19 protein-coding genes are annotated in these 24,337 nt (G+C 51.0%); 8 read left to right on the forward strand and 11 right to left on the reverse strand.

Annotated elements, in window-relative coordinates:
* The first annotated feature begins 44 nt into the window (after nucleotides 1-44).
* The 6 genes from dapB (at nucleotide 45) to BUB94_RS06345 (ending at nucleotide 5,373) form a co-directional block, all read left to right on the forward strand.
* Nucleotides 45-875 carry a dihydrodipicolinate reductase gene (gene dapB, locus BUB94_RS06320; RefSeq protein ID WP_073235201.1) on the forward strand — a complete coding sequence of 277 codons (831 nt, stop codon included), beginning with the start codon at nucleotides 45-47 and terminating at the stop codon, nucleotides 873-875.
* Between the two features lie 124 nt (nucleotides 876-999).
* Entirely contained in the window at nucleotides 1,000-2,016 is a 1,017-nt protein-coding gene (locus BUB94_RS06325; RefSeq protein WP_073160606.1) for an ABC transporter permease subunit, read from the forward strand.
* 47 nt (nucleotides 2,017-2,063) lie between these two features.
* The gene (locus BUB94_RS06330) at nucleotides 2,064-3,077 is read left to right on the forward strand and encodes an aminoglycoside phosphotransferase family protein (protein WP_073160608.1); all 1,014 of its coding nucleotides are present in this window, start codon (nucleotides 2,064-2,066) and stop codon (nucleotides 3,075-3,077) included.
* A gap of 3 nt (nucleotides 3,078-3,080) precedes the next feature.
* On the forward strand, nucleotides 3,081-3,506 hold the full coding sequence (locus BUB94_RS06335) for a PTS sugar transporter subunit IIA (RefSeq protein WP_073160610.1): 426 nt from the start codon (nucleotides 3,081-3,083) through the stop codon (nucleotides 3,504-3,506).
* 161 nt (nucleotides 3,507-3,667) lie between these two features.
* On the forward strand, nucleotides 3,668-4,099 hold the full coding sequence (locus tag BUB94_RS06340; RefSeq protein ID WP_073235204.1) for an ArsR/SmtB family transcription factor: 432 nt from the start codon (nucleotides 3,668-3,670) through the stop codon (nucleotides 4,097-4,099).
* A 77-nt stretch (nucleotides 4,100-4,176) separates the two neighbouring features.
* Nucleotides 4,177-5,373 carry an SO_0444 family Cu/Zn efflux transporter gene (locus tag BUB94_RS06345; protein ID WP_073235207.1) on the forward strand — a complete coding sequence of 399 codons (1,197 nt, stop codon included), beginning with the start codon at nucleotides 4,177-4,179 and terminating at the stop codon, nucleotides 5,371-5,373.
* On the opposite strand, the gene BUB94_RS06350 is transcribed toward BUB94_RS06345, so the two are convergent.
* From BUB94_RS06350 to BUB94_RS06365, 4 genes are read right to left on the reverse strand one after another with little or no spacing between them, the layout of a single operon-like run.
* Nucleotides 5,364-6,797, reverse strand: a complete 1,434-nt coding sequence (locus BUB94_RS06350; protein WP_083538141.1) for a hypothetical protein — start codon at nucleotides 6,795-6,797, stop codon at nucleotides 5,364-5,366. The two genes, BUB94_RS06345 and BUB94_RS06350, sit on opposite strands and share 10 nt — an antisense overlap.
* Entirely contained in the window at nucleotides 6,794-7,765 is a 972-nt protein-coding gene (locus BUB94_RS06355) for a glycosyltransferase family 2 protein (protein ID WP_073235214.1), read from the reverse strand. Before BUB94_RS06355 ends, BUB94_RS06350 begins: the two co-directional genes overlap by 4 nt.
* Entirely contained in the window at nucleotides 7,765-8,706 is a 942-nt protein-coding gene (locus tag BUB94_RS06360; protein WP_073235217.1) for a glycosyltransferase, read from the reverse strand. The genes BUB94_RS06355 and BUB94_RS06360 overlap by 1 nt, the downstream gene beginning before the upstream one ends.
* A 29-nt stretch (nucleotides 8,707-8,735) precedes the next feature.
* Entirely contained in the window at nucleotides 8,736-9,845 is a 1,110-nt protein-coding gene (locus BUB94_RS06365; protein ID WP_073235221.1) for a glycosyltransferase, read from the reverse strand.
* Between the two features lie 41 nt (nucleotides 9,846-9,886).
* Between BUB94_RS06365 and BUB94_RS17035 the strand changes: the two genes are divergently transcribed.
* On the forward strand, nucleotides 9,887-11,059 hold the full coding sequence (locus BUB94_RS17035; protein ID WP_073235224.1) for a glycosyltransferase: 1,173 nt from the start codon (nucleotides 9,887-9,889) through the stop codon (nucleotides 11,057-11,059).
* Here BUB94_RS17035 and BUB94_RS06375 read toward each other — a convergent pair.
* From BUB94_RS06375 to thiC, 3 genes are all read right to left on the reverse strand, one after another.
* Entirely contained in the window at nucleotides 11,034-11,735 is a 702-nt protein-coding gene (locus BUB94_RS06375; RefSeq protein WP_073160626.1) for a MauE/DoxX family redox-associated membrane protein, read from the reverse strand. The genes BUB94_RS17035 and BUB94_RS06375 overlap by 26 nt on opposite strands.
* Before the next feature lie 9 nt (nucleotides 11,736-11,744).
* Nucleotides 11,745-12,026, reverse strand: a complete 282-nt coding sequence (locus tag BUB94_RS06380) for a hypothetical protein (protein WP_073160628.1) — start codon at nucleotides 12,024-12,026, stop codon at nucleotides 11,745-11,747.
* Nucleotides 12,027-12,124: 98 nt separating this feature from the next.
* Nucleotides 12,125-13,849, reverse strand: a complete 1,725-nt coding sequence (gene thiC, locus BUB94_RS06385) for a phosphomethylpyrimidine synthase ThiC (protein WP_073235227.1) — start codon at nucleotides 13,847-13,849, stop codon at nucleotides 12,125-12,127.
* A 175-nt stretch (nucleotides 13,850-14,024) separates the two neighbouring features.
* On the opposite strand from thiC, the gene BUB94_RS06390 reads away from it, so the two are divergent.
* Nucleotides 14,025-16,406 (forward strand): HD domain-containing phosphohydrolase, encoded by a 2,382-nt coding sequence (locus BUB94_RS06390; protein WP_073235230.1) that lies wholly within the window; start codon nucleotides 14,025-14,027, stop codon nucleotides 16,404-16,406.
* 167 nt (nucleotides 16,407-16,573) lie between these two features.
* Here the strand turns inward: BUB94_RS06390 and ilvD are convergent, their stop codons facing one another.
* From ilvD to BUB94_RS06410, 4 genes are all read right to left on the reverse strand, one after another.
* Entirely contained in the window at nucleotides 16,574-18,433 is a 1,860-nt protein-coding gene (gene ilvD, locus BUB94_RS06395; protein WP_073235233.1) for a dihydroxy-acid dehydratase, read from the reverse strand.
* Nucleotides 18,434-19,044: 611 nt separating this feature from the next.
* Nucleotides 19,045-20,433, reverse strand: a complete 1,389-nt coding sequence (locus BUB94_RS06400; RefSeq protein WP_073235236.1) for a THUMP domain-containing class I SAM-dependent RNA methyltransferase — start codon at nucleotides 20,431-20,433, stop codon at nucleotides 19,045-19,047.
* Nucleotides 20,434-20,461: 28 nt separating this feature from the next.
* Nucleotides 20,462-22,366, reverse strand: coding sequence for an EAL domain-containing protein (locus BUB94_RS06405; RefSeq protein WP_083538142.1), 1,905 nt, complete (start codon nucleotides 22,364-22,366; stop codon nucleotides 20,462-20,464).
* A 118-nt stretch (nucleotides 22,367-22,484) separates the two neighbouring features.
* Nucleotides 22,485-24,335 (reverse strand): MBOAT family O-acyltransferase, encoded by a 1,851-nt coding sequence (locus tag BUB94_RS06410; protein WP_073235242.1) that lies wholly within the window; start codon nucleotides 24,333-24,335, stop codon nucleotides 22,485-22,487.
* Nucleotides 24,336-24,337: the final 2 nt, after the last annotated feature.

The following is a 24,337-nucleotide window of genomic DNA, read 5'->3' on the forward strand; positions in this document are numbered from 1 at the left end:
ATTTTTTCTATCTTGTCTCCTGTAAATAATTACAGGAGTTTTTTATGTCCGTTCAAGTAATGGTAAATGGTATTCCGGGTAACATGGGCAAGATCGTGGCCGAAACCTGCGTCAAGCGCGGCCTGGAACTGGTTCCCTATTCCCTCACTGGTGAAATCATCGTTGAAAATGAATCGGTCGTGGCTGGCAAGACCGTTCAGCTCTTGAAACCCAGCAACCGCGAAGAACGCATCGGTGAAGTTCTTGCCAAGTACCCCAACCTGATTTGCGTGGACTACACTCATCCCACCGCAGTGAACGACAACGCTGCTTTCTACGTAAAGCACAAGATTCCGTTTGTCATGGGCACCACCGGTGGTGACCGCGAAGCTTTGACCAAGCTTGTTGCCGAAGCTAATCACCCCAGCGTGATTGCTCCCAACATGAGCAAGCAGATTGTGGCCTTCCAGACCATGATCGAATGGCTGGCCAATGAATTCCCCACCGCATTCAGCGGCTACAAGCTTTCTGTGGTTGAAAGCCACCAGAAGACTAAGGCTGACACCAGCGGTACTGCACGCGCCGTGGTTGGCTCCTTCCAGAAGATGGGCTTTGAATACACTCCGGACGATATCGAAAAGGTTCGTGACGAAAAGAGCCAGATGGAACGTATGGGCGTGCCTGAAGAATATCTGGGCGGCCACGCATTCCACACCTACAACCTGGATAGCGAAGACGGTACCGTCCACTTCGAATTCCAGCACAATGTGTGCGGTCGTAAGATTTACGCCGAAGGTACTGTGGACGCCGTGAACTTCCTGGCCGAACAGATTGCCGCCGGCACTGCAAAACCCTTCAACATGATGGACGTCCTCCGCTCCGGCAAGATGCGTTAATCAGCTTAAAGGTTAAAGGATAAAGTTTATAGAAGAATAATGCGAGGCTAAGCCTCGTTGATGAAGAGCGGCGTAGCCGCCTAGCTAAGTTCTTTAACCTTTCCGCTATCACCTCGTCGCTAATATGCGTTCTTATATCCTTAGACGTTTGCTGCTGATGATCCCGACTCTTATCGGGATTTCATTGGTGTGCTTTATCCTGATTCAGCTGTTGCCTGGTGGCCCGGTAGAAGAAATGATTTCCCGTGCCCAGCAGGCTGCTGCCATGAAGGGTGGGGTAGATGCGTCGAAGGCTCTTTCTCCAGATCAGATTGCCCAGATTCAGGCTTATTTCGGTTTCGACAAGCCGGCCTGGCAGCGGTACCTGACCTGGCTCTGGAACGTACTTCATTTGGATCTAGGGAACAGTTATACTTACGGTCTTCCTGTGTGGGACGTAATCACTAGCCGTTTCCCCATTTCTCTTTTCTTTGGTTTTACGTCATTCTTCTTAAGCTACTTGATTTGTATTCCGTTGGGACTGTGGAAAGCGGTTCATCATGGAAGCAAGCTGGATACCTTTAGCAGCGGCGTGATTTTTTCGGGCTATGTGATGCCCGGTTATGCCCTTGGTATTTTGCTGATTATCTTTTTGGCCGGCGGTTCTTACCTGGATATTTTCCCCCTGGGCGGTTTGACATCAGACGAATTTGAAGATTTCACGTTCTTCGAAAAGTTAGCAGATCTGGCTCACCATCTGGTGCTGCCTATCTTCTGTTATATGATCAGTGAATTCGCCTTCTTGACCTTTCTCATGAAAAACTCCGCCTTGGAGGAGCTGGGCCGTGACTACATGCGAACTGCCCTGGCCAAGGGCATGAGTTTCAACCAGGCTCTGGTACGCCACGCTCTGCGCAACGCCTTGATTCCCATTGCCACCCGCCTGAGCGAAATCTGCACCCTTATGTTTGCCGGAGCGCTCTTGATCGAAAAGGTTTTTGATATCGATGGCATGGGATTGCTCTATTACAATTCCATGGTAAACCGTGACTACAATGTGGTTATGGGGATTATTTTCCTGAGCAGTCTAATGGCCATGGTGGGCCGCCTGTTCAGCGATATCCTTTATACTTTGGTAGACCCGAGAATTAAGTTCTCGTAATAAAGATTGCGGTACCTTGACCGCTAATTTTATATATATTCCGTACTATGAATAACGAAATTGTCTCTTCTGCAGTTAAAGATTTTCTTTTGGCTCACGGCTATGCCGCGGATTTTGAAATTACAACCATTGCCGGTGCCGGTTCGGGCCGCAAGTACTACCGCATTGCCAGTGGCGATAAGTCCTGTGTACTTCAGGTTTCCGCATCTGTAGATGACGACTTTAAGCGCTTTGTAGATTATTCCGCCGCCTTCCGTGAATTCGGTCTGCCGGTGCCTCGCGTGTATTTTGTGGACGAAGCAAGTTGCTCTGTGTTGCAGGAAGATCTGGGCGCACACAACCTGCTGGATGAAATTCTTCCGTCTGGTCAGAACAAATCCGGCAACGTCCGCATCCTGTATCCGGTGGTGATTGACGCTCTCGTCAAGTGGCAGGAAGTTTCTCGCTCCCTGTTCAGTTCCCGCTCCGACCTTTGGCTCCGTCGTTTTGACTTTGCCGCCCTCAAGTGGGAAACCGACTACTTTACCGAAAACTTCCTGAAGGCTCATAAGGGAATTCAGGAAATTCCTCAGTCGGTGTTGAACTTCTACTCTGTGCTGGCCATTTCTGTGGATGCTCAGCCCAAGGTACTTTTGCATCGCGACTTCCAGAGCCAGAACATTATGGTGAAACCCGATTCTGAAGTTGCCTTCGTAGATTATCAGGGCGCCCGTCGCGGTTCCATGTTCTATGATCTGGCTAGCCTCCTGTGGGATCCTTACGTGAGCCTGTCTCTGAACGAAATCAAGGACTTCTTTGAATACTGGCGCACCATGTTCCGCGAAACCAAGACATATACACAGGAAGATGCCTGGGAAGCCTTTATCCATGCAAGCCTCCAGCGCGTGATGCAGGCCATGGGTGCTTATTGCTTCCTCTCTAAGGTTAAGGGAATCCAGAAGTTTGAACAGTACATCGAACCGGGTAAGGCTCAGCTCCGCGTGCTGTTCGGTGAATTCAAGAAGATCGCCAAGGTCACCGAACCGGAAGTCTTCGAATTTATGGATAAGGCACTGGCATAGCCCATGGCTCTTGTTTATACAAAATTTTATGCAGCAGAAGAAACCTTTGGCCGAGCCTTGGGTTTCGCTTATGATGCTCTTGTACATGGTCCCTGCTCCTTTGATGCTAATGCGACATGGAAGGGGCTTGTGGATCGTGTGAAGCAGGGCGTGTATATGGGGGAGGGCTTGCTCTTGCCTCATACTCGTGTGCCGGGACTAGCTGAACCGTTGATGGCTTTCGTAGTTTGCCCCGAGGGTCTGACGGATGTTGAAATCCGCGGTGGTGAAAAGGCGAAGTTCATGTGCGTGCTGTTGTCTCCGGCGGAGTCTGCAATGGCCCATACCACTGTCATTGCCGACATGGCTCGTAAGATGCTGGACTCTGAATGGAAGACTAAGGCTTTGGCGGTTAAGACCGACGAAGAAATAAGGGCCTTGTTTGGATAGCTGGATTGTACAGCAAATTTTTAAAGGGACCGCGCCAAGGCGTGGTCTTTTTTATGAAAAATAATGTGGACCACTTGCAGGGAAACGTTTAACTTTTTATATTGGTAGTTGAAAGATTGTTCAACTGTTTGTTCGGCTGAACTGAGATCCTTGAGGTAACAATGGCTGAAATCGAATTAGAAGGAACCGACTGTAGCTGCATTCACGAAGAAGTGGTGAATGCTATTCGTCCTATGATGCCTGAGGATGAAAACCTTATGGATCTGGCGGATATCTTCAAGATTTTCAGTGATTTTACCCGCGTCAAGATTCTTTGCGCCTTGATGCGTGCCGAAGTCCATATGGCTTCCCACAAGAAAGGAATTAGCAAATGCCATGGGAATGACTGTCGCCCGGAAATGTGCGTCAGCGATATTTCGGTCTTGCTGAATATGACCAAGTCTTCCATTTCCCATCAGCTTCGAATTTTAAAACAGTCTAATCTGGTGAAGTGCCGTAAGGAAGGGAGCGTTGTCTATTACTCCCTGGCCGATGAACACGTTAAGATGATTTTCAATCAGGGCATGGCCCATGTCATGGAGGATGAAGATTAACGGCGAAGGCTGTTTTTCTTTCTCTTAAAGATTGAAAGGTTGTTCAACTATTGAATCTTGAAAAGAGGAATAATATCATGGAATACGTAACAATATTTCTTTCTGCATTAATAGAACTCTTTGCCGAAATGGCGCCCTTCCTGCTTTTAGGGTTCCTATTGGCGGGAATTTTGCACGTGTGGGTTCCCAAATCCTTATATGTGCCTAAGATAAGTAAGCCTAACTTCAAGTCGGTTCTGCTTTCGGCGCTATTTGGAATTCCGCTTCCTATTTGTAGTTGTGGCGTAATCCCTACGGCTGTTGCCCTACGTAAGGAAGGGGCTAGCAAGGGTGCCAGCGTCAGCTTCTTGATTTCTACGCCTGCTACTGGGGTGGATTCCATTCTGGCGACTTATTCTCTGCTGGGACTGCCTTTTGCCATTCTCCGTCCGGTGGCTGCATTTGTCTCTTCGATGTTCGGCGGGCTGCTAACCAATCTGGTAACGCGGGGCGAGGCTGAAGATGACCTTTCGAAAATTGCGGTTCCCAAAAGTGAATGCGGCTGCGGCAGTTGCGGTCACGACCATAAGGAACACGACGAACATGAGAATCACGAATGTTGCTGCTGCCACGAACACGACCATGATGAACATGAGGAACGCAAGTGTTGCTGCGGTCATGAAGAAGTGCATGGTTGCAGTTGCTGTCTCGATGAACACTCTTCTGAAAAGGCGAACGGTTTTGTTGGAAAATTGAAGGAAACTTTCAAGTACGGCTTCGGCGATTTATTGCCTGAAATTACCCGCTGGCTTTTGGTCGGTTTGGTTTTGGGTGCCTTGATTGCTGCCTTCGTTCCCAATGAATTGTTCATGTCAATTCGCGAGTATCCCATCCTCTGCATGTTTGCCATGCTGTTGATCTCCATGCCCATGTACACCTGTTCCACAGGCTCCATCCCTCTGGCTTTGGCCTTGATGGCAAAGGGACTTCCTCCTGGTGCTGCCTTGGTGTTGCTGATGGCTGGTCCTGCAACAAGCATTGCATCTATGGTTGTGGTGGGTAAGACTTTTGGCAAGCGTACTTTGATTGCCTACCTAATCAGCATTGCTGCCGGAGCTTTCTTCTTTGGATGGCTGGTGGATACGTTCATGATGGACACCTTCCTTAGCACCATAACTGCAAATGGCCACTACGGGGATGGTGATGGCCTGGGATGGTTCGATTACAGCTGTGCCGCTGTTCTTGCCTTATTGATTTTGGTGGGATTTATTCCCAAGAAGGGGCATCACCACTGAATGGATCCGAATCCGTAGGTTCTGTAGCCTTCGTAATCTCCGAAGAATCGTGAGTAACCGGCACGGATGCTCATCCACCTAAAGGGATAGAATTCCAGCTTGCCGCCTACTTCGTAATACCTGAATGAGGTTTCATCATTCAGGTATTTTTTGTCGATGGCGCTTTCGGGAGTGTGAATGTCGGTAATGTTTCCGCCGAATGCGGTATCCTTGGCGACGGCGCTGGCAAGCAATGTTCCGCGGATGAGGGCGTCTTTCAGCAGACCGGATTCTACGCGGTAGAGACCGCTAACTTCGGTGTAGAGTTCCTGACTGTTGGGGCCTAAATCGCTGCCCATGCTCTGGGCGTAGCTGGCATAGGTGTAAGCGCCGCCTTTGTGGTGGGTGTAAACCCAAGGTTCGATGCGGGTGTATTCCCCATACCAGTTCCAGAGCGTCTTGCCGAGACGCAGGCTGTCGCGGGCGATGCCAACAGAGGCTGCCCACTTATTGCCCCACCAGGAATCATCAAACATGGAGGTGGGGGACTTCATGTCGTCCCAAAGCAGTTCGCCGTAGAATTCCCAATGGGGAATGGTCTTGACGCTTAGATCAAAGGCTAGGCCGATGTTGTCTTGATCTCCCTGCAGATGTTCCTGGAAAACGTAAGGGATAAAGGGAATCATGTAGGACCATTCAAAGTCGCGACCGCTGCTATCGGCATCCAGGTTGGGGTTGGAGCCTGCGGGTTCTGTTGTGGTTCCATAGAGGGCCGTTTCGGAAAGTCCCAAGGTAATGTTGGCCGGCAAGTTCAGGTCAAGACGATGGACGTGTAGATATTTACCGTTCCCTTTTTTCTCGAAAAGCTTCATGCCGTACTGGGAATATACGACAGGGCCCACTTCAAACTGATAACCGAAATAGGGCGTAGGGGCCGGGTCGCTAATGCGGCTACTGCTATCTTGCCAAGGGCGGTAGTTTGCCTGTTCTCCGCGGAGAATCACATGGTTTCGACGGGCGGGACCCATGTCCAGGTAATCAAAACCGCCAAGCAATGTTACGGCGGAAAGCTGGTAGCTGGCGTGTGCGGCGAACAGGTCCCAGGTACGCTTGGTGTCGCTCTGCTTGTTGTAGGGAACGCCTTCGTTGGGGTTGTAGAAATGGTCGGCGATATCGCGGTTGGTAAAGTCGGTGCTGACTTTTACTCGGGCAGCGAACTGGAAGGCATCTGTAAAATGACCATCCAAAAACAGACGCACCGACATGGCGTTGTCATAATGGGTGGGGGTGTTGCCTTGACCTGGAATTTTTTCGTAATTGGTAATTGCCAGGGAATCCAACAGCTGGGCGTGTATATTGACTTCGTAATTTTTTGACGTATCGACTACGGTAAAATGAGCCGATGCATAAACGGCTAACAATAGAAGGGCGGCGACGATTCTCATTTGAAGGCTTCCTTCAACAAGGCTAAATGATGGCGGAGGTATTCCCTCTTTTGTTTGGCGGAGGCTCCTGCCAGACAGCGGGGAAGGGCGGTCAATATGCGGACAAGGCTACGGGTCATGCGGAATAACTTGGAAAGCAGAAGTCCGCGGAGTCCGAAATGCTTGCGGAACACGTATTGCTGGGAGCGGTCATGCTGCAGGGCGCGACTGAGGCTGTTGCTTGCGGAGCCGCCACCCAGGTGGGTGATGGGGGCGTTCTGTGCGATGTAGAAGCGTGCGCCCAGTTTGCGGAATCGCAGGGCCAGATCCGCATCTTCGTAGTACATGAAAATTTTTTCGTCGAACCCGCCGACGTTTTCCCAGAGGGCTCGGTGCAGCATCCAGCAGACGGCACTTGCCCAGTGGACTTCCTGAAGACCATTTTTGTCGGCGGGGGCGGGTGTGCCCTCTAGAATGCGGGCGGCACCTGATTCGCTGCGGAAGGCGTTTAGGAAAAACGGAATGGCTCCAATTCCGTCGGGGCCCAGTCCAGCAAAAAAATTGTTCTGACGGCTGCCGTCTGCGTTTAGCGTTGTAGGCGCGATGATCGCTTTGTGGCCTGCTTCTGCAGCCTGGTCAAGATTCTTTCGCAACGTCACGATAGCTTCTGGATTGAATCGCGTGTCGTTGTTGAGAAGGCAGATGGCGTCGAATTCTATGCCGTCTGCGATGAGACCCTTGATGGCCCCGTTGTTGGCGGCGCCAAAGCCCAGGTTGCCTTTTTGCGGGTAGAGGTGTACCCATGGAAAGTGGGCTCGGATTTTTTCTACAGTTCCGTCGGAACTTCCATTATCGGCGATGGCTACGACGAAATGACCTGCAGTTTCTGCATCGTTGGCAGAAACCAGGGGCAGCAAATCTTTAAGGCAGACCTCGGTCAAGGCCCATCCGTTATAGGTAACCAAAATAATGGCAGTCTGCTTTTCCATCAGGATTTCCCAAAAAGTTTTTTAGCCAGTGGTAATCCAAGAGCGCTAAAGAGAATCTGCTTTAATCTGGTGACTGCAGATGTCTTTAAGAAAAGGTCATCTCTGTGGGCAAAAACCCAGGGGAGGAATCGGAAAGCGGTTGTGTGAGCTGTCTTGTGTTGAGTCCAGCGCAGGTGCTTTTTCGCGAAATTGATTTCCCCGTCATTCATTTTGAGTCGGTTTGCGTTGGCGATAATTGTCTCGTTCCAGGAAATTGCCGTGGCCAGGGTCTTGCTCATGCAAGGCGTGGCGACACCTCCAACGGCGTTGCCTCCGTGAATGCGGTAGCTGGCGACGGTTTCATCGATGGCGACAATGCCTCCGTTCTTCAGGGCCATCATGGCGATCCAGCGGTCGTGTACGGTGACTCCTTCTGGAATGGGGAGGATCTCGTTCAGCAATTCTACTCTGAAAAGAGAAATCATTCCCGTGACGTTGTTGATGCCGGCAACCTGGCGGCAAATGTTGGAGTCCTTGCTAATATGGGCGAGGGCGCGCCAGGAATCTGCAGTCTTGTTGCCTTGACCGTCTATGATCTGGGCGTCTCCAAATGCAAGGGCCTTGCTGCCGACGCCCTGGACCAACTTTTCGTTTTTGGTTGGATTCCAGATGTCATCCTGGTCGGCGAGTGCGATGAAATCTCCCGGCTGTACAAGCTGTCGAGCGTATTCCAGCGCTTTCGAAAATGCGGCTCTGTGCCCCGTGTTGGTTTCATTTCTGTAAAAATGGAGGGGGAGCTTTTCTCTATAGCTTTCTACAATTTCGCAAGTCCTGTCAGACGAGGCGTCGTCAAGAATGGTGACGGATTTTGCCGGAAGGGTCTGCCATGCAATGGAACGGAGCATTTCATCAAGATAGCGCTCGCCATTATAGGTGCATAGGACAACGTGTACAGAGTTCATTGCCCTAATATATAAATATCGGGAGCTGTTTAAATCTGAGAAAAGATGTTCAACACCTGTTGTTGGAACTCTTGGTCTCTACGGCCTGCAAAAAGGAATTGGCGGACCTCTTCAAAGTTTTTTTGATTCCACGCCTGGGGCAAATCAAGGATCTTCTGGACGGCGTCCTGAACGTTGCCGGGGTCGTAGGTCATCCAGCAGGGAAGCCTGTAGTCCTTGACGTATTCTTCGTTGGCGGCTAACACGGGAATGCCACATTGCAAGGCTTCGAAAAGCACCATGGGGCCGCTTTCAAACCTTGACGTTACAAGCAGCAGGTCCATTTGATTCTGAAGTTTTTCCTTGACCTCGTTAGGGGAAAGCCAACTGTAATTATGAACAACGTTAGATGTTCCGCAGTCCTGGACCATCTTGTTGAAAATGTCCCTGTCGGGGCCTTGTCCGATGACGTGAAAATGAACGCCTTTTTCTTTTAGCAGGCTTGCTAGCGGGGGGATGATCTCCTGACCTTTTTGCCCGAAGTATAGTCTGCCGATGTTTGCGATGTTTCTTACTTCGGAAGGTGCTTTGGGGGCTGCGTCTTCCTGGTAGGTCAGCGGGTTGGGCAACTGGAATACAGGCGTCTCACTGGGAATAAATCTGCGGAGCAGACGTTCCTGGTAAGGCGTGTTGACGATCCATTTCGAAATCTTCGGATAGACTTTCAATGCCAGCCTGTCGCGGAGTGTTCCAAACTTGGCCAGCGATTCCTTTTGGGTGAAGGCCATGGGGTAATAGGAAATCAATTCCAGATTGAGTTTGGAGGCGGCAACTACGGCGGGAATACAACGTTCTATGTTGCCCGGGCAGATGATAAGCTGCCTAAAGTTGGCGGAACCTGCTCCATGTTCTTTTAAAAGTTTGAAGGCCTTGCCCGACTTACCCGAAAACCTATCTCGAACAATGGGGAATGGTCCCTGGGAATGGTAGGGTAGGGGAATCCGTTCAATGGAGGGGTGTAACTCGGAATCAAACTTTTGAGCGGAAAAGAAAAAATGCACCTGGTAACTTTCTGCCAGAATGTTGGCGATACGGGCCGAAAGAATTTCCTGGCCGCCCCATTCCGACGCATCGCTATAAAAGTAGAGGTGCTTGCTCATAGCCCACAATATAAAAAAAGGAATTTTTTATAATTGACGTTGTGAAGAAAATCCTTTTTGTTTGCGATAAGAATGAGTGTACCAGTTTTGGACGTCTAACCTTGAATTTGGTGAAGGCGGTAACGCCGGAGTTTGAAACCCATGTGCTGTGGTTAAAGACACCCAAGTTCTTCCCGGATGCGGCCAAGTCGGCTGAAGGTGCCGCTGCAGTGGTGTCGCCGGATTCCTATACTTCTCACGAAGTGTGGGCCAAGTCGCTCTATACTGGATTCATGAGTTTCCGCAGTCCTTTAAAGAAGGCGATTAAGGCGGTGCAGCCGGATGTGGTTTTCTTTATTCGACCGGAGTTGGGTTTTCTGGTGCCGGTGGCAAAGTCGGCGTTAAAGGCTTGCAAGAATGACGGACGTACAGTCATGTTCGTTCACGATACCTTTGCAGAAACCCTTTACCCCACAAGTGCCAAGTTTATCCTGTTGAACCTGTTCTATATCCGTGCAACCGTCAAGGCGGATTCTTTTGTCTATAATTCGAGATGGACTCGTGAACAGGCTGCGGCTCACTTTGGCAAGAAAATGTCCTGTGCTCCCGGCTCTGTAATCGGTTGCCCCATTGACCAGGATCTGTTTAACAAGCCCGAAGTGGCAATTACTGCCGACGATAAAAAGGCATTCCGTCGCAAGCACGGTATGCGTAATTTCGAGGGCATGTGCGTTAACGTTAGCCTTGATGAACCCCGCAAGAATATCGATACTTATTTTGAAACGGCAAGGCTCCGCCCCGATGTGGCCTTTGTCCGTGTGGGTAAACTTTCGGAACGACTCCGCGAAATCATTAACGTTAAAAAGCTTTATAACGTCTACCATTTTGAACGCCTGAACGCAACGGAACTGCGGGACTTTTACCGCCATGCCGACCTGATGGTATACCCCTCTCTGTTAGAAGGTTTTGGCCTGCCTCCTATTGAATCTCTTGCCTGCGGAACTCCTGCCCTGTGTGCAGCCACCTCTGCGGTAAAAGAAAACCTGGAAGGGGTTGTTCCTCTGATTGATCCGCCTACCGATGCCGAAGCCTACGCCAAGGTAATTGACCGCGTCATCGCCGGCGAAAATGTGGTAGACGAAAAAAGAGCAGCGGAACTTTTGCTCCACTGCTCTATGAATTCCTTTAAGAATTGTGTGCTTTCGGCACTTACTTCTTTTCTGTCCAGACCTTGATTAGGCTTCTGTTCTTGCGGAAGATAAGCCACAGGGTGGGCCAGATCAGCACCAGGTCGCGGATAAGGCTTGTCCAGGCTTCGGCCTTGTCGTGAGCGTCACCATCTTCCAGTTCGAAGCAACCGCAGGTGATGCCCAGGTCGTTGCCCAGGGCCCAAGCCAGCGCGATAATGAAGCTGACGAACATCCAGAAAATAGCGAAGGCGCTTTCCTTGACGAAGGGGCTAAAGATCATGGCCAGACCGAACCACAGTTCAAACTGCGGGTACACCAGGGCGAAGAAGTTGTTGATGAAATCCAGGTGCAGGGTGGAGAAGAACTGGTACTGAGCCACCAGCGTTGCAAACTGGTGAGGATCCTGGATCTTGAAAATGCTTGCGAAAATGAACATGCCGCCAATGCCCACGCGGAACAAGGTTTCCAGGGCGCGGATGGCGAAGTCCTTGTGAAGCTTGTAGGCGGGAATGCAGATGCCTGCTGCCACGATGATGGCTCCCAGACCCACATGAATGTTATAGCGGTAGGACTTGGGCCAGATATCGATCATCCAATCCTTGTCGGTAACGGTCAGGAAGGTTTCGGGGAACGAGATTTCTGCAACGCCGAAAGCGACAAGAATGGAGGCGACAATCAGCAGTGCCAGAGAAATTGCGGTCTTCTTGGTAAACTTTTCCATATGGCCCCCTTACAGAATGTCTGCCGGCTTTTCCAGGATTTCCTGGCTTCCGATCCATTCCACAGACTTGGAATCTTCGACGCGGATATTGTTTACGATGGCGAGGATCACGCAGAAGGCGGCAATGCCCAGGAGCACGATCCAGTTCAGGGACTTGAGGTAATTGAAGGGGCGCACTTCAAGCATACCCTTCAAGAAATAGAACAACGGCAGAATATAGGTCCAGGTCAGAATCTGCACGACGCAAATCTTGACGATGGAAATGGCGAGTTGAATGCAATCTTTAATCATGCTGAAAAGATATAAAAAAGCGAGTTCCCGAATGTACGGGAACTCGTTTTTTTACACAAAGTTAGAATTTGCCTTTCGGCATCGCTTTGGATTTTCTGTTAGACTTCGCCGATGTCGCCGGTGGCCACAAAGTTGCGGATGGCGCGGGTAATGCGCATGCTGCAGAAGTTAGGGCCGCACATGGAGCAGAAATGGCTGGACTTTGCCTGGTTGCCGGGCAGAGTCGCGTCGTGGTATTCCATGGCCTTTTCCGGATCCAGGGACAATGCGAACTGGTCGTTCCAGCGGAAGTCAAAGCGGGCACGGCTCAGGGCATCGTCGCGGAACTGGGCTGCAAAATGGCCCTTGGCGATGTCTGCGGCGTGGGCTGCCAGCTTGTAGGTCACAACGCCTGCACGAACGTCGTCGCGGTTGGGGAGGCCCAGATGTTCCTTGGGGGTCACGTAGCAGAGCATGGCGGTACCGTACCAACCAATCTGTGCTGCACCGATGGCAGAAGTGATGTGGTCGTAGGCGGGAGCGATGTCGGTAGTGAGAGGTCCAAGAGTGTAGAAGGGGGCGCCGTGACACTTTTCCAGCTGGCGGGCCATATTGTCCTGGATCTTGTGCATAGGCACATGACCCGGACCTTCGATAATCACCTGAACGCCGTATTCCCAGGCGATCTTGGTCAGTTCGCCCAGAGTATCCAGTTCGCCGAACTGGGCTTCGTCATTGGCGTCGGCCAGAGAACCCGGACGGAGACCGTCACCCAGGGAGACGGCTACGTCGTACTGTGCCAGAATTTCGCAAATTTCGCGGAAGTGGGTATACAGGAAGTTCTGCTGGTTGTGCTTCATCTGCCACAGGGCGAGAATGGAACCGCCTCGGCTAACGATACCGGTGGTACGCTTGGCGCACATGGGGATGTGTTCCAGCAAAAGGCCTGCGTGAATGGTGAAGTAGTCCACGCCCTGTTCAGCCTGTTCGATCAAAGTGTCGCGGTAAAGTTCCCAGGTCAGTTCCTCGGCCTTGCCGTTGACCTTTTCCAGGGCCTGGTAGATAGGCACTGTTCCGATAGGTACGGGGCTGTTGCGGATAATCCATTCGCGGGTTTCGTGAATGTGCTTACCGGTAGAAAGATCCATGACGGTATCTGCACCCCAGCGCACGGACCACACCATCTTTTCCACTTCTTCTTCGATGGAACTGGTAATGGCGGAGTTGCCGATGTTGCTGTTGATCTTCACCAGGAAGTTTGTGCCGATGATCATAGGTTCGCATTCCGGGTGGTTGATGTTGCCCGGAAGGATGGCGCGGCCGGCGGCAATTTCGTCGCGGACGAATTCGGCGGTAATGGGCTTGCCGTTAGCTTTTATCTTTCCTGCGGCCACCAGTTCGTCAATACGCTGGTTTTCGCGGATAGCCACGTATTCCATTTCCTTGGTAATGACACCTGCGCGGGCATAGTCCAGCTGGGTCAGCTTGTGGCCAGCCTTGGCGCGCATGGGGTGGTGTTCTGCGCTAAAGCGCAGGTGGTCCAGCTCGTGGTTTTCACGGCGGGCGCGGCCATAGGCGGAAGTCATGTCGTCCAGCTGTTCGGCGTCGCCACGTTCGTTAATCCAGCTTTCACGGAAACGTTCGATACCCTTGGTTACGTCGATCTTGGCGTCGGCATCGCTGTAGGGTCCGCTGGTATCATAGACGGTAACAGAGGTAAAATCCGGATCTTCAATCTGGATTTCGCGCATGCCGACCTTGATATCATTGAAAATCTTGCCGGAAACGAACACCTTCTTGGAGTTCATGAACGGTTTCTGGAGCGAATCCTTCTGATCACTCATAAATAATCTCGCTTTTCTTTGGCCTTAATCTAGGCGCAAGTTAATTTCATCTTGTAACGAACTGGAATATAGAATTTTTAAAAAATGTAAGCGTTGTGAAATTTCGTTTGCCTAGGTGTATATTATTAACATATATTGTAAGAAATAAATATCTTAAAGTGGAATTACATTTTCGATGCAGAAGAGAATCATATCTTACAAGGGTGACGAGGAATTACGGAACAATTTGGAAGTCCTGAAGGCGATTTTGCCCATGACTGGGAACGGAACTGAATTGCCTAGGATGTACATCCAGATTTTCACAACGGTTCTGAGCCCGCACAAGCTGCAGCCTATCTGGACGATCATCGAGGAAGTATTCCCCGGTGTGCCTTGGTTCGGAAATTCCACTAGCGGTAACATCGTTGACTGCGATGCTGCTGCCGAAATTACCATTGCGGTTACTTTTTTTGAAAAGCCCACGACCCGGTTCAAACTTTTACAGTACGACATGTCCAAGATGTCGGCCCGCGAAATTACCCAGAGCATTGTGGCCGAGGCCAATGAAAATCCGTGGGTCAAGGCTATCGAAATGTACCGTACCATTTCGGCCAACTCCTCTACAAATTTCTGCGAAGGCATGGATGGTCTGCGTCCCGATATCCAGATGTTTGGCGGCATTGTCTGCTCTACGGATTTAAGCAGTTCTGATTCCTGCGTGTTCTCTTCTGTCGGCGGTTATAACCCCAACGGTCTGATTATCCTCTTTTTCGGCGGCGAAGATTTTATTGTGGAGTCCATCAAGATCAGCGGATGGAAGCCTATCGGACGTAATTTCCATGTGACCAAGTCCGACGGAAGTGTTCTCCACGAATTGAGCGGCATTCCCGCTTTCGATGTTTACCACAAGTATTTGAACATCAACAACGACAGCAATTTCTTTATGAATGCGCTGGATTTCCCCATTATGTACGAACATAACGGAACCACCATTGTCCGCGCTCCTGCTTCCAGCAATCCGGACGGTTCCATCAACATGAGTTCCGATGTACAGGTGGGTTCTATTGTTAGACTTTCCTATGGAGAACCTCAAACCATTCTGGAATCCATTAGGCAAGAAAGCGAAAAGATCAAGGTCTTTAATCCTGACGTGCTGCATATCTTTTCTTGTGCCGCCCGCAAGGCCTTCTGGGCCACCCAGGAACCGACCTACGAAATTTTCCCCTTTAAGTGCATCGCCCATAGCACGGGATTTTTCTCCCACGGTGAATTCCTGCGTGAGAAGTTCCACTTGAATCAGCATAACATTACCCTTGTGATTGCGGCTATGCGAGAGGGCCCCGGCAAGGGATTGCAGGCTTCGGCATTCAAGCGCCATGAAGCTCGTTCCACCAAGTTGCCCCTGGCCGCACGAATGGCGACCTTCATTCGCGAGACTTCCTTCGAACTGGAAGAAATCAACAGCAAGCTGCAGGTGTACAACCAGCAGCTGAAGGGCCTTGCTTCTAGGGATAGCCTGACCGGGCTTGAAAACAGGTTGGCATTTGATTCCCTGTTAAAGCGAATTGATTCCGAGGGGAATGCTCCTTCGGATTGGTCGATGCTCATGATCGACGTGAACGGTCTGAAGTATACCAACGATACTTTTGGACATCTGGCTGGTGACGCCTTGATCGTGGCAGCTGCCCAGACCGTTACAGAGGCCTTCGGTGCTTCGGGTCATTGCTTTAGAATTGGCGGCGATGAATTTGTGGTTGTTGCAGACGCCGGCAAAGAAAAGATGTTCCAGCTGCAGAAGCGCCTTCGCAATGCGGTTGAGACTTACAACAAGACCGCCCTGTACAGGCTTTCGATGGCTGTAGGTGAAAGCCGTTTGAAAAATGATTACGGCATGCGCAAGTCCATAAGCGACTGGAAAATGGATGCCGACTTGAATATGTATCGCGATAAGAGTGCGTCTCATCATGCGGATAGTTACGGCGAAAATCAGAATTTGCGAGAACTGGTGTCTTGCCTGATTTCCATCGAAGAAGCAAAGGATGCATACACTGCCCATCATTCCGACCGAGTGCAGGAACTTTCCATTAAGTTTGCAAAAGCTCTCGGACTTTCTGACAGTTCCCTGAAGATGATTTCTGATGCGGCCATTCTCCACGATATTGGTAAGGTGGGAATTAGCGATGCTATTCTCGGCAAGCCGGGAAAGCTAACTGATGATGAGTTCGCCGCGATTAAACAGCATCCGGCTATCGGTGCCAAGATTTTGATGCAGTCCAACTATACCCAGGAACTGGTGAATATTGTGATGCATCATCATGAACGTTATGATGGTAGAGGCTACCCGGAAGGAATTTCTGGTGATGATATTCCGCTGGGTTCCCGCATTATTGCCATTGCGGATTCCATCGACGCCATGACCAGTAAACGTTGCTATCGTGATGCCATGTCCCTGGATTTCTGCCGCGAAGAGATCGAGAAAAATCTTGGGAAGATGTACGATCCTGCCATTGGCAAGGTGGTGCTGGACATGTGGGGCGAAGTGACCGATGAACTGCTACGCCTAATGAGTAAGCGATGACGTAAGGGGGCACTCCCCCCTTAGAACCCCCGCTGAAATGTGCGATGCACATTTCGTCGCAGGCTTTGCCTGCGATTTATTCGCAGAAAGGGAATGCAAAAAATCCCGACGGTTTTTTGAACCGTCGGGATTTTTTGCATTCCGGCGAAGGCCGGAATTATTTTTTTTTACTTAACGCCGATGAGAGACAGGTCGCGGACTGCGCCCTTGTCGGCAGAAGTTGCCATGGCGGCGTAAGCCTGCAGAGCCTTGGAGACTACGCGGTCGCGAGAAACCGGCTTCCATGCCTTGGCACCACGAGCTTCCATAGCCTGGCGGCGTGCGGCAAGTTCGTCGTCGGTGAGCTGCACGTTGATGGTGCGGTTCGGGATATCGATTTCGATAACGTCGCCAGTTTCCACCAGACCGATGTTACCCTTGTTGGCAGCTTCCGGGCTAGCGTGGCCAATGGAAAGGCCGCTGGTACCACCAGAGAAACGACCGTCGGTGAGGAGAGCGCAGCTCTTGCCCAGGTGACGGCTCTTCAGGTAAGAGGTGGGGTACAGCATTTCCTGCATGCCGGGGCCACCCTTCGGGCCTTCGTAGCGGATCACAACGACGTCGCCAGCCTTCACCTTGTCGCCAAGGATGCCGTTCACGGCGTCTTCCTGAGATTCGAACACCACAGCGGGACCGGTGAACTTCCAGATGGATTCGTCAACGCCTGCGGTCTTCACGATGCAGCCGTCCTGAGCCAGGTTGCCGTACAGAACTGCGAGACCGCCGTCCTTGGTGTAGGCGTGTGCGCCATCGCGGATTGCGCCCTTTTCGCGGTCCAGATCCAGAGATTCGTAGTAGGTGCTCTGGCTGAAAGCGACCAGGTTGTACTTGCGGCCGGGGCCTGCCAGGTAACGCTGCTTGATTTCTTCGGTTGCGTTGCCGCGGACGATGTCGTTAATTTCAAGAGCTTCGCCCATGGTTGCTGCGTGAACAGTCTTTGCATTCTTGTGGATGAGGCCCATGCGGTCCAGTTCGCCGAGGATGCCCATGATACCGCCTGCGCGGTTCACCTGTTCAATATGGATGTTGTGAACGGTGGGAGCAACCTTACAGATGCAAGGAGTGTTCAGGGAGAGACGGTTGATGTCCTTCATGGTGAAGTCAACGCCGGCTTCCTGTGCCACAGCCAGGAGGTGGAGCACGGTGTTGGAGGAACCGCCCATGGCGATGTCCAGACGCATTGCGTTTTCGAAGGCGTCCATGGTAGCGATGCTACGGGGCAGGATGCTTTCGTCGCCTTCGTCGTAATACTTGTGGCAAAGTTCCACGATGCGCTTACCGGCAGCTTCGAACAGCTTCTTACGTTCGGAGTGGGTTGCAACGATGGTGCCGTTACCCGGGAGAGAAAGGCCAAGGGCTTCGGTCAGGGAGTTCATGGAGTTTGCAGTGAACATGCCGGAGCAGGAACCGCAAGTGGGGCAGGCGTTAGCTTCGATAGCGGCAACTTCTTCATCAGAAACGGAGTTGTCTGCAGAATCGATCATAGCGTCGATCAAGTCAAGAGCGCGATCCTTGCCGTCCTTGGTGGTGACGTGACCAGCTTCCATGGGGCCACCAGAAACGAAGATGGCAGGAATGTTCAGGCGCATGGCGGCCATGAGCATACCCGGGGTCACCTTGTCGCAGTTGGAGATGCAGACCAGGGCGTCGGCGCGGTGGGCGTTGGCCATGTATTCGGTAGAGTCTGCAATGAGGTCGCGAGAGGGGAGGCTGTAAAGCATGCCGTCGTGACCCATGGCGATACCGTCGTCCACGGCGATAGTGCTCATTTCCTTGGCAACACCACCGGCGGCTTCGATAGCGCGGGCAACGATCTGACCCACGTCCTTCAGATGAACGTGACCCGGAACAAACTGGGTATAGCTGTTAACAACGCAAATCACCGGCTTGCCAAAGTCTTCCACCTTGGTACCTGTTGCGTGCCAAAGGGCACGTGCACCGGCCATTTCGCGGCCTTCCATAGTCTTCAACGAACGAAGTTTCGGCATAATGTTACCTCATAAATTGCGCAGTTCCGTATATGCGGGGCGGGACTGCGCCGATTCTATAAAATTTGAACGAGGAAAATATAGTATATCGCGATATTTCTCGATTGTCATTCTGAGCCCCAGGGGCGAAGAATCCAGTGAGTTTCTAAATTCTCTTTAATTCTAGCCATTCTTTTTTATCAACAGCGCTGTTTCGTTCAATGTCTGATTCTTGAATGACTACGGCCTTTGTATAATCAATACCAGGCAATCCCTTTTGTTCTTACATTCCACAACTAAGGTAAGGTAGGGGCGCCCGTCCTTGTCGGAAAGGATTTCCTTGTGTTCTTTGTGCTTCTCATAGAAGTCTTTTTTCAGGACAACAGTTTTTATTTCGTTCATTATTTTTCCTTAAAACAAAAAATCCGCGTTCTGTAGGATATACAAAACGCGGATATTCATCCAATGGCCGTTCTTTTTTGTCTTAGGTGGGCTGGCCTGCCACCCTGTCATCCAATGGCCGTTCTTTTTTATCTTAGGTGGGCTGGCCTGCCACCCTGTCATCAATGGATAATATACAAAAGTATATATGTTTTTGTCAATAGATTTAATTTGAAAGGCTGGGACGCTTGTTAGATTCTTGCAAAGATTGCGTTTAGGCTGAAGCCGCCGTGACTTGTCTCGATGAGCTTTGCCTCGGGATTGTTGCTTGGGTTTAGGGCAGGGCAGGCTTTCAGCAAATTTCCGGTACAATCCTTGGGCGCTAGGATTGCGATGACTGCTCCCTTGAATTCATTGAGTTTCAGCCCGATTTTTGTGTACAGCTTGGGGGCGTCAAATGCCAGGCGCTTGCCGTAGGGCGGGTTTAGCAGGATGATGATGTTGCGGGCGGATTCGCTCGACGCTTTCTGAAAATCTTCTATGGTGTAGCTGAAGAAATCTTTCAGCTGCGGGTTGATAATGTCTGCCGGCAGGGGCGAAACTTCCACATTGTGGTTGATAATGTCGATGGGACGTTCCGAAATGTCGGAGGTAATAATCGATAGAAGGTTCGTTGTGGATTCTTCGTCGCTCCGCTCCTCAGAATGACGTAAGGGCGCTGCTGTTTCAGAATGACGTCCTTTTAGGATAAAGTTCCAGGTGCCTTCTTTAAAGGCGGGTTGGTGCTTCAAAGCGAAGTCCCTACATTTCCCAGGAATCAGGCCGTTTGCGATGTAGGCGGCTTCCAGCGAGAAAGTTCCACTTCCGGCCATGGGGTCAATAAAGGTTATGAGGGCGCTCGCGTCGCTCGCTTTGAGGTGTGGGGTCGCACCTTCGGTGCTTTTGGGGTTATTGGTGCTCGCGATTTTTGACGCCTCGAAGATCATGGCGGCGGCTATGGTTTCCTTCAGCGGGGCTTCTGCCACAAAGCGTTCGTGGCCGCGCTTATAAAGTTCTTCGCCGGCTAGGTCTAGCCAGAGTGTGCAGCGGTCGTCTTGCAGGTTGACGTACAAGTGCTGGGGCGCGCTAGCGTGATCTGTGGGGGTGATGTTTTTGCGGATGCGTTCTTCCACGGCATCGCTATGGTAAAGTCGAGAATGCTTGCACGTGACGTGAATATTTAAAAAGCTTTGGATTCTATCGGCACTTTGTGCCTCCAGAATGACGCTGGGCAAATACAATTCCCAGGGCACTGCTGCTACGCCTTTTTCCAGCTGTCCGAAGTTCTCGGCCTTGAAGGTGGCGATTTCCATGAGGACTCGGTTGGCGATGCGGCTGTAGGCTACGGCCTTCCAGGCTTCGGTAATCTTTGCGGTGAATTCCACCTTGCCGTCGCCCGCGACCTTGATACCTGCGGCGCAGTTCCCATTAGCGGTGCAATCCTGGACGCACTCCACTCCGATGTACTTCAACTCCTCCACCAAAGTCTCTTCAAATCCCAGAGGCACCACGGCCATAAAGCGGTGGGGCTTGCCAATGACCTGACGTTTCAGGCGCTTTTCCAGATTGGATTCTGGGCTTTTATTTTCGGAGGAATTCATCACTACAAATATAAAATTTGCAGTACCCTTATGCGGGTCTAAACTTCTCGATGGGATCTTCCTTTTCGTTTCCGGCTTCCATATCCCTGTTAGCGTTGTAGTTCTGCACGAAATCTACAAACTCATCCTGGGGCAGGGGCCTAGAGAAGTAATAACCCTGAATGTAGTCCACGCGTTGCTTTTCCATGGCGCGCAGTTCTTCTTCGGTCTCGATACCTTCGGCCACCAGCTTCATGTTCAAACCGTGAGACATTCCTTCTACGGCGTTCACCACATACTTGGCCTTGTCATTCTTGAAGTAGGACTTGCTCATGTCGAAGTCCAGCTTCACAATGGAAACCGGCATATCCACCATGTACATCAGGTTAGATTCGCCCTTTCCGAAGTCATCCAAGGAGAAGGTGACGCCATGTTCCAGCATACGTTCCATGTTCTTCAGCAATTTCTGCTTGGTCACGATGGAGGCCGTTTCGGTAATTTCCAGGTTGATCTTCTGGGGCGGAACGTGGTAGCGGTCCATAATCTCGATCAACTTCTGAGACAAGCCTTCATCTTCGCACTGGACCACCGACAGGTTGATTTCGATGTAATCCAACAGGTCCATGTTCTTCGAGATGAATTCGCAGGTCTGTTCAAAAATCTTGTAGCCCAGTTCCGAAATGGAACCGTTCTGTTCGGCAACGGGAATGAAATCGCTGGGCATCAGGATCTTTCCGTCGCGGGTGCGGATTCGGGCCAAGGCCTCGCCAGAAGAAATTCGCTTGTCGTGAACAGAATAGATGGGCTGAATGAACGTCTCGATGCGGTTCTCGATCAGGGCGTTATTCAGTTCTATTTCAAGCTGCTTGCGGTTATGATAAGCTTCAACCAAACTGTCGTTGGTGGTAAAAATTCGGCTCTTTTCGTTGTCGCAGGTCTTGGCGAAACTCAAGAAACTCAGAACTTCTACGGCATTGTTGAATATGGAGCAGTTGTCGCTGCGCACAAATCGGGCCAGTTTAGAAATGTAGGGAATCAGGGCTGCTTCTCGTTCCAGTTCCTTGCCTAGGTCGTCAATGGCTTCCTTGGTCCTGGCGATGGCAATAAAATCCTGGCCGATGCCTCTAAAAACCCATACGCCGGGTATGCGTTCCATGACGCTGAGGGCGTGGGAGGCTTCCTTGTACAGGGCGGTACCAGTCAATGTTCCTGAAGATTTCAATGAAACGGACATCAGGTGGATGGGGGCCTTGATTTCCAGCATTTCGTCCAGGTAGTTCAGCAAGGCGAAATAGTTGAAACAGCCATATTCCTTGTCCAGCTTAGATTCCGGCTTTTCGAGCAAGACGAACAAGATCAACACGCCCAACGCAACGGCCAGGCTAGAAAGCATGATATGGGGAACGTAACGCTGAGTTAGGACTAGGGCCACCCACATGGCAATCCAGAGCAGGATCCCAAAACGTCTACGACGTTCCACCTTTTCGATATTCTTGATCAGGAAAAACAGGGTGACCAGGAAGTTTACGCCCACAATGACATAGCCCACGTTAATGGCCGGTCCGTAAGAAAATCCACGGGGGTCGATATGGGTGGTATGAACGGCTGCTAGAACGATTTCGGCCAGAAGTACGGCCAGGGTCGTCTTGTTCAGGTCGTTATAGGCTTCTTTCTTGAGAATGTTGGCCATCAGGTAGATCAGCACGGTCCCCGAGCAGAGGATGATGGACCCTTCGTAGATTTTACTCATGCCCTTGATCATGTTCAGGGGTAGAGTATCCATATTCTGGATGGCTAAGACCTTCAAAATGTCGAGAATCAGCATTCCCGTAGTAATGCGAAGTGCCCTACTGAACACCCTTTCGCTACGGAGCATCAGACGCTTATGAGTAGAGTAGATCACATGGATCAACACTATTATAATTAGACCGCATATCTGATACTGGAAACTCATCGGTTGTAAAATAACTTTTTATTGTAAGAAAAATGGTTCTTTGACGCGTAAAACGGAAAAAACACCACAAATAGCGGTGTTTTTGACTCAAAGTGTGATTTTGCTTAAATGAAAATCGCTAGAACTGGAAGTAGATGAAGGGGCAGGAGTCTGCGCTCATGAACTGGTAGATCACGAAGATGATAAGGGCCGTTGCCAAGACCATGACCGGGATGGGGAGCATGGCGAAGTTCAGGCGGTACCATCTCTTGTATTTTTTGGGGATCCAGTGGATCAGCATACCGGCAATGAACACCAAGATAATGTTCATGTGTTCCCAGGCGATGGCCGGGATGGTTTCCAGCTTCCAGGCGGTGCCCATCTGCTGCACCATGTTCTTGGCGGTGTTCCATGCCACTTCGTTGGCTTCGGCGGGGTCCAGGTTGGAACCGGCGCGGAAGAACAGACGGGTAAAGGTAATGAACACGAAGGTCAGGGTGACGTTCCAGGCGGTATGGAGCCAGCCGAAGGTCTTGTTGCTGAACAGGCGGAAAATCATGACGGCGTAGATGCCGAAGAAGATAACGCCAAACCAGACGGCAGAAATGGCGAAAATGGCGATATGTTCCCGCTTGAAAATGATGGCCGAGACCGCAAACAGGATAAAGGAGGCGAAGGCGCGGAACTTGAGGCTGCGCTTGACCCAGATCTTGTTGAATACCTGGCCGAAACCGTTAAGGCCGCCCCAGATAATGAAGTTCCAGCTGGCACCGTGCCACAGACCGCCCATGATCTGAGTGGTCATGGCGTTCATGTTGGTGGTAATGAACTTGCGGGATTCCGGCTTAAAATAGGCGTACAGGGCGATGTAGACAAAGAACAGGCCGATTCCCAGTCCCACCCAGACGCTACCCGAAAGCAGGATGGCGGTGAGGGCGATAAAGGCAATCCAGAAATAGGTGCCGAAACTTGCGCCGCGGTTGCCGCCCAGGGGAATGTAAAGGTAGTCGCGGAGCCAGCTAGAAAGACTCATGTGCCAGCGGCGCCAGAATTCTGTGGGGGAGATTGCCTTGTAGGGGGAGTTGAAGTTCTGGGGCAGGCGGAAACCCATGAGCAGGGCCACGCCAATGGCGATATCGGTATAGCCCGAGAAGTCGGCGTAAACCTGGAGGGAATAGGCAAACAGGGCAATCAGATTTTCGAAGCCCGTAAAAAGCAGCGGCGTATCGAAAACGCGGTCCACGAAGTTTGTGGCCAGGTAGTCACTCAGGATGATCTTCTTGGCAAGGCCGTTCAGAATCCAGAACACGGCGATACCGAAGGCAGTGCGGGTCAAGAAGAACTTTCTATAGAGCTGGGGGACGAACTTGTCGGCGCGGACGATGGGGCCTGCCACCAACTGGGGGAAGAAGGTCAGGTAGAATCCGAAATCCAGGATGTTGGATACGGCCTTGATCTTCCCGCGGTAAATATCGACGCAGTAGCTGATGGCCTGGAAGGTGAAGAAGGAAATACCCACAGGCAAGATGATTCGGTCTACCAGGGAATTGGTGCCGAACATGGCGTTACTTGCTGCGGCAAAGAAGTTATAGACGTGAAGTTCGATGCCGAAAATGTCGTAGATTACATCCAGGAAGAAGTAGGCATACTTGTAATAGCTCAGCACCAGCAAGTCGATAATCACTACCAGGACCATCCAGACTTTCTTTTTCCACTGGGTTTCTGTAGATTCGATCCACTTGCCTATAAAGAAGTTGGCCACGACGCAGAAGGCGAGAATGCAAACATAACTGCCGCTGGTCTTATAGTAGAAGAACATACTTGTGGCAAACAGGAAGGCGTTGCGTAAAAGTATGCGCTTGTGAACTAGAGTCAAAATGGCAAAGACCACTGCGAAGAATCCCCAGAAATAGAACTGGGTAAACAGCAGGGGGCTGTTGGGGTCGAAAGAGAAGGTGCGGGTTAAGTAGGGAATAACGTAGTCAAGCATCG

This window comes from Fibrobacter sp. UWH9 (assembly GCF_900129715.1).
Classification (GTDB): Bacteria; Fibrobacterota; Fibrobacteria; order Fibrobacterales; family Fibrobacteraceae; genus Fibrobacter.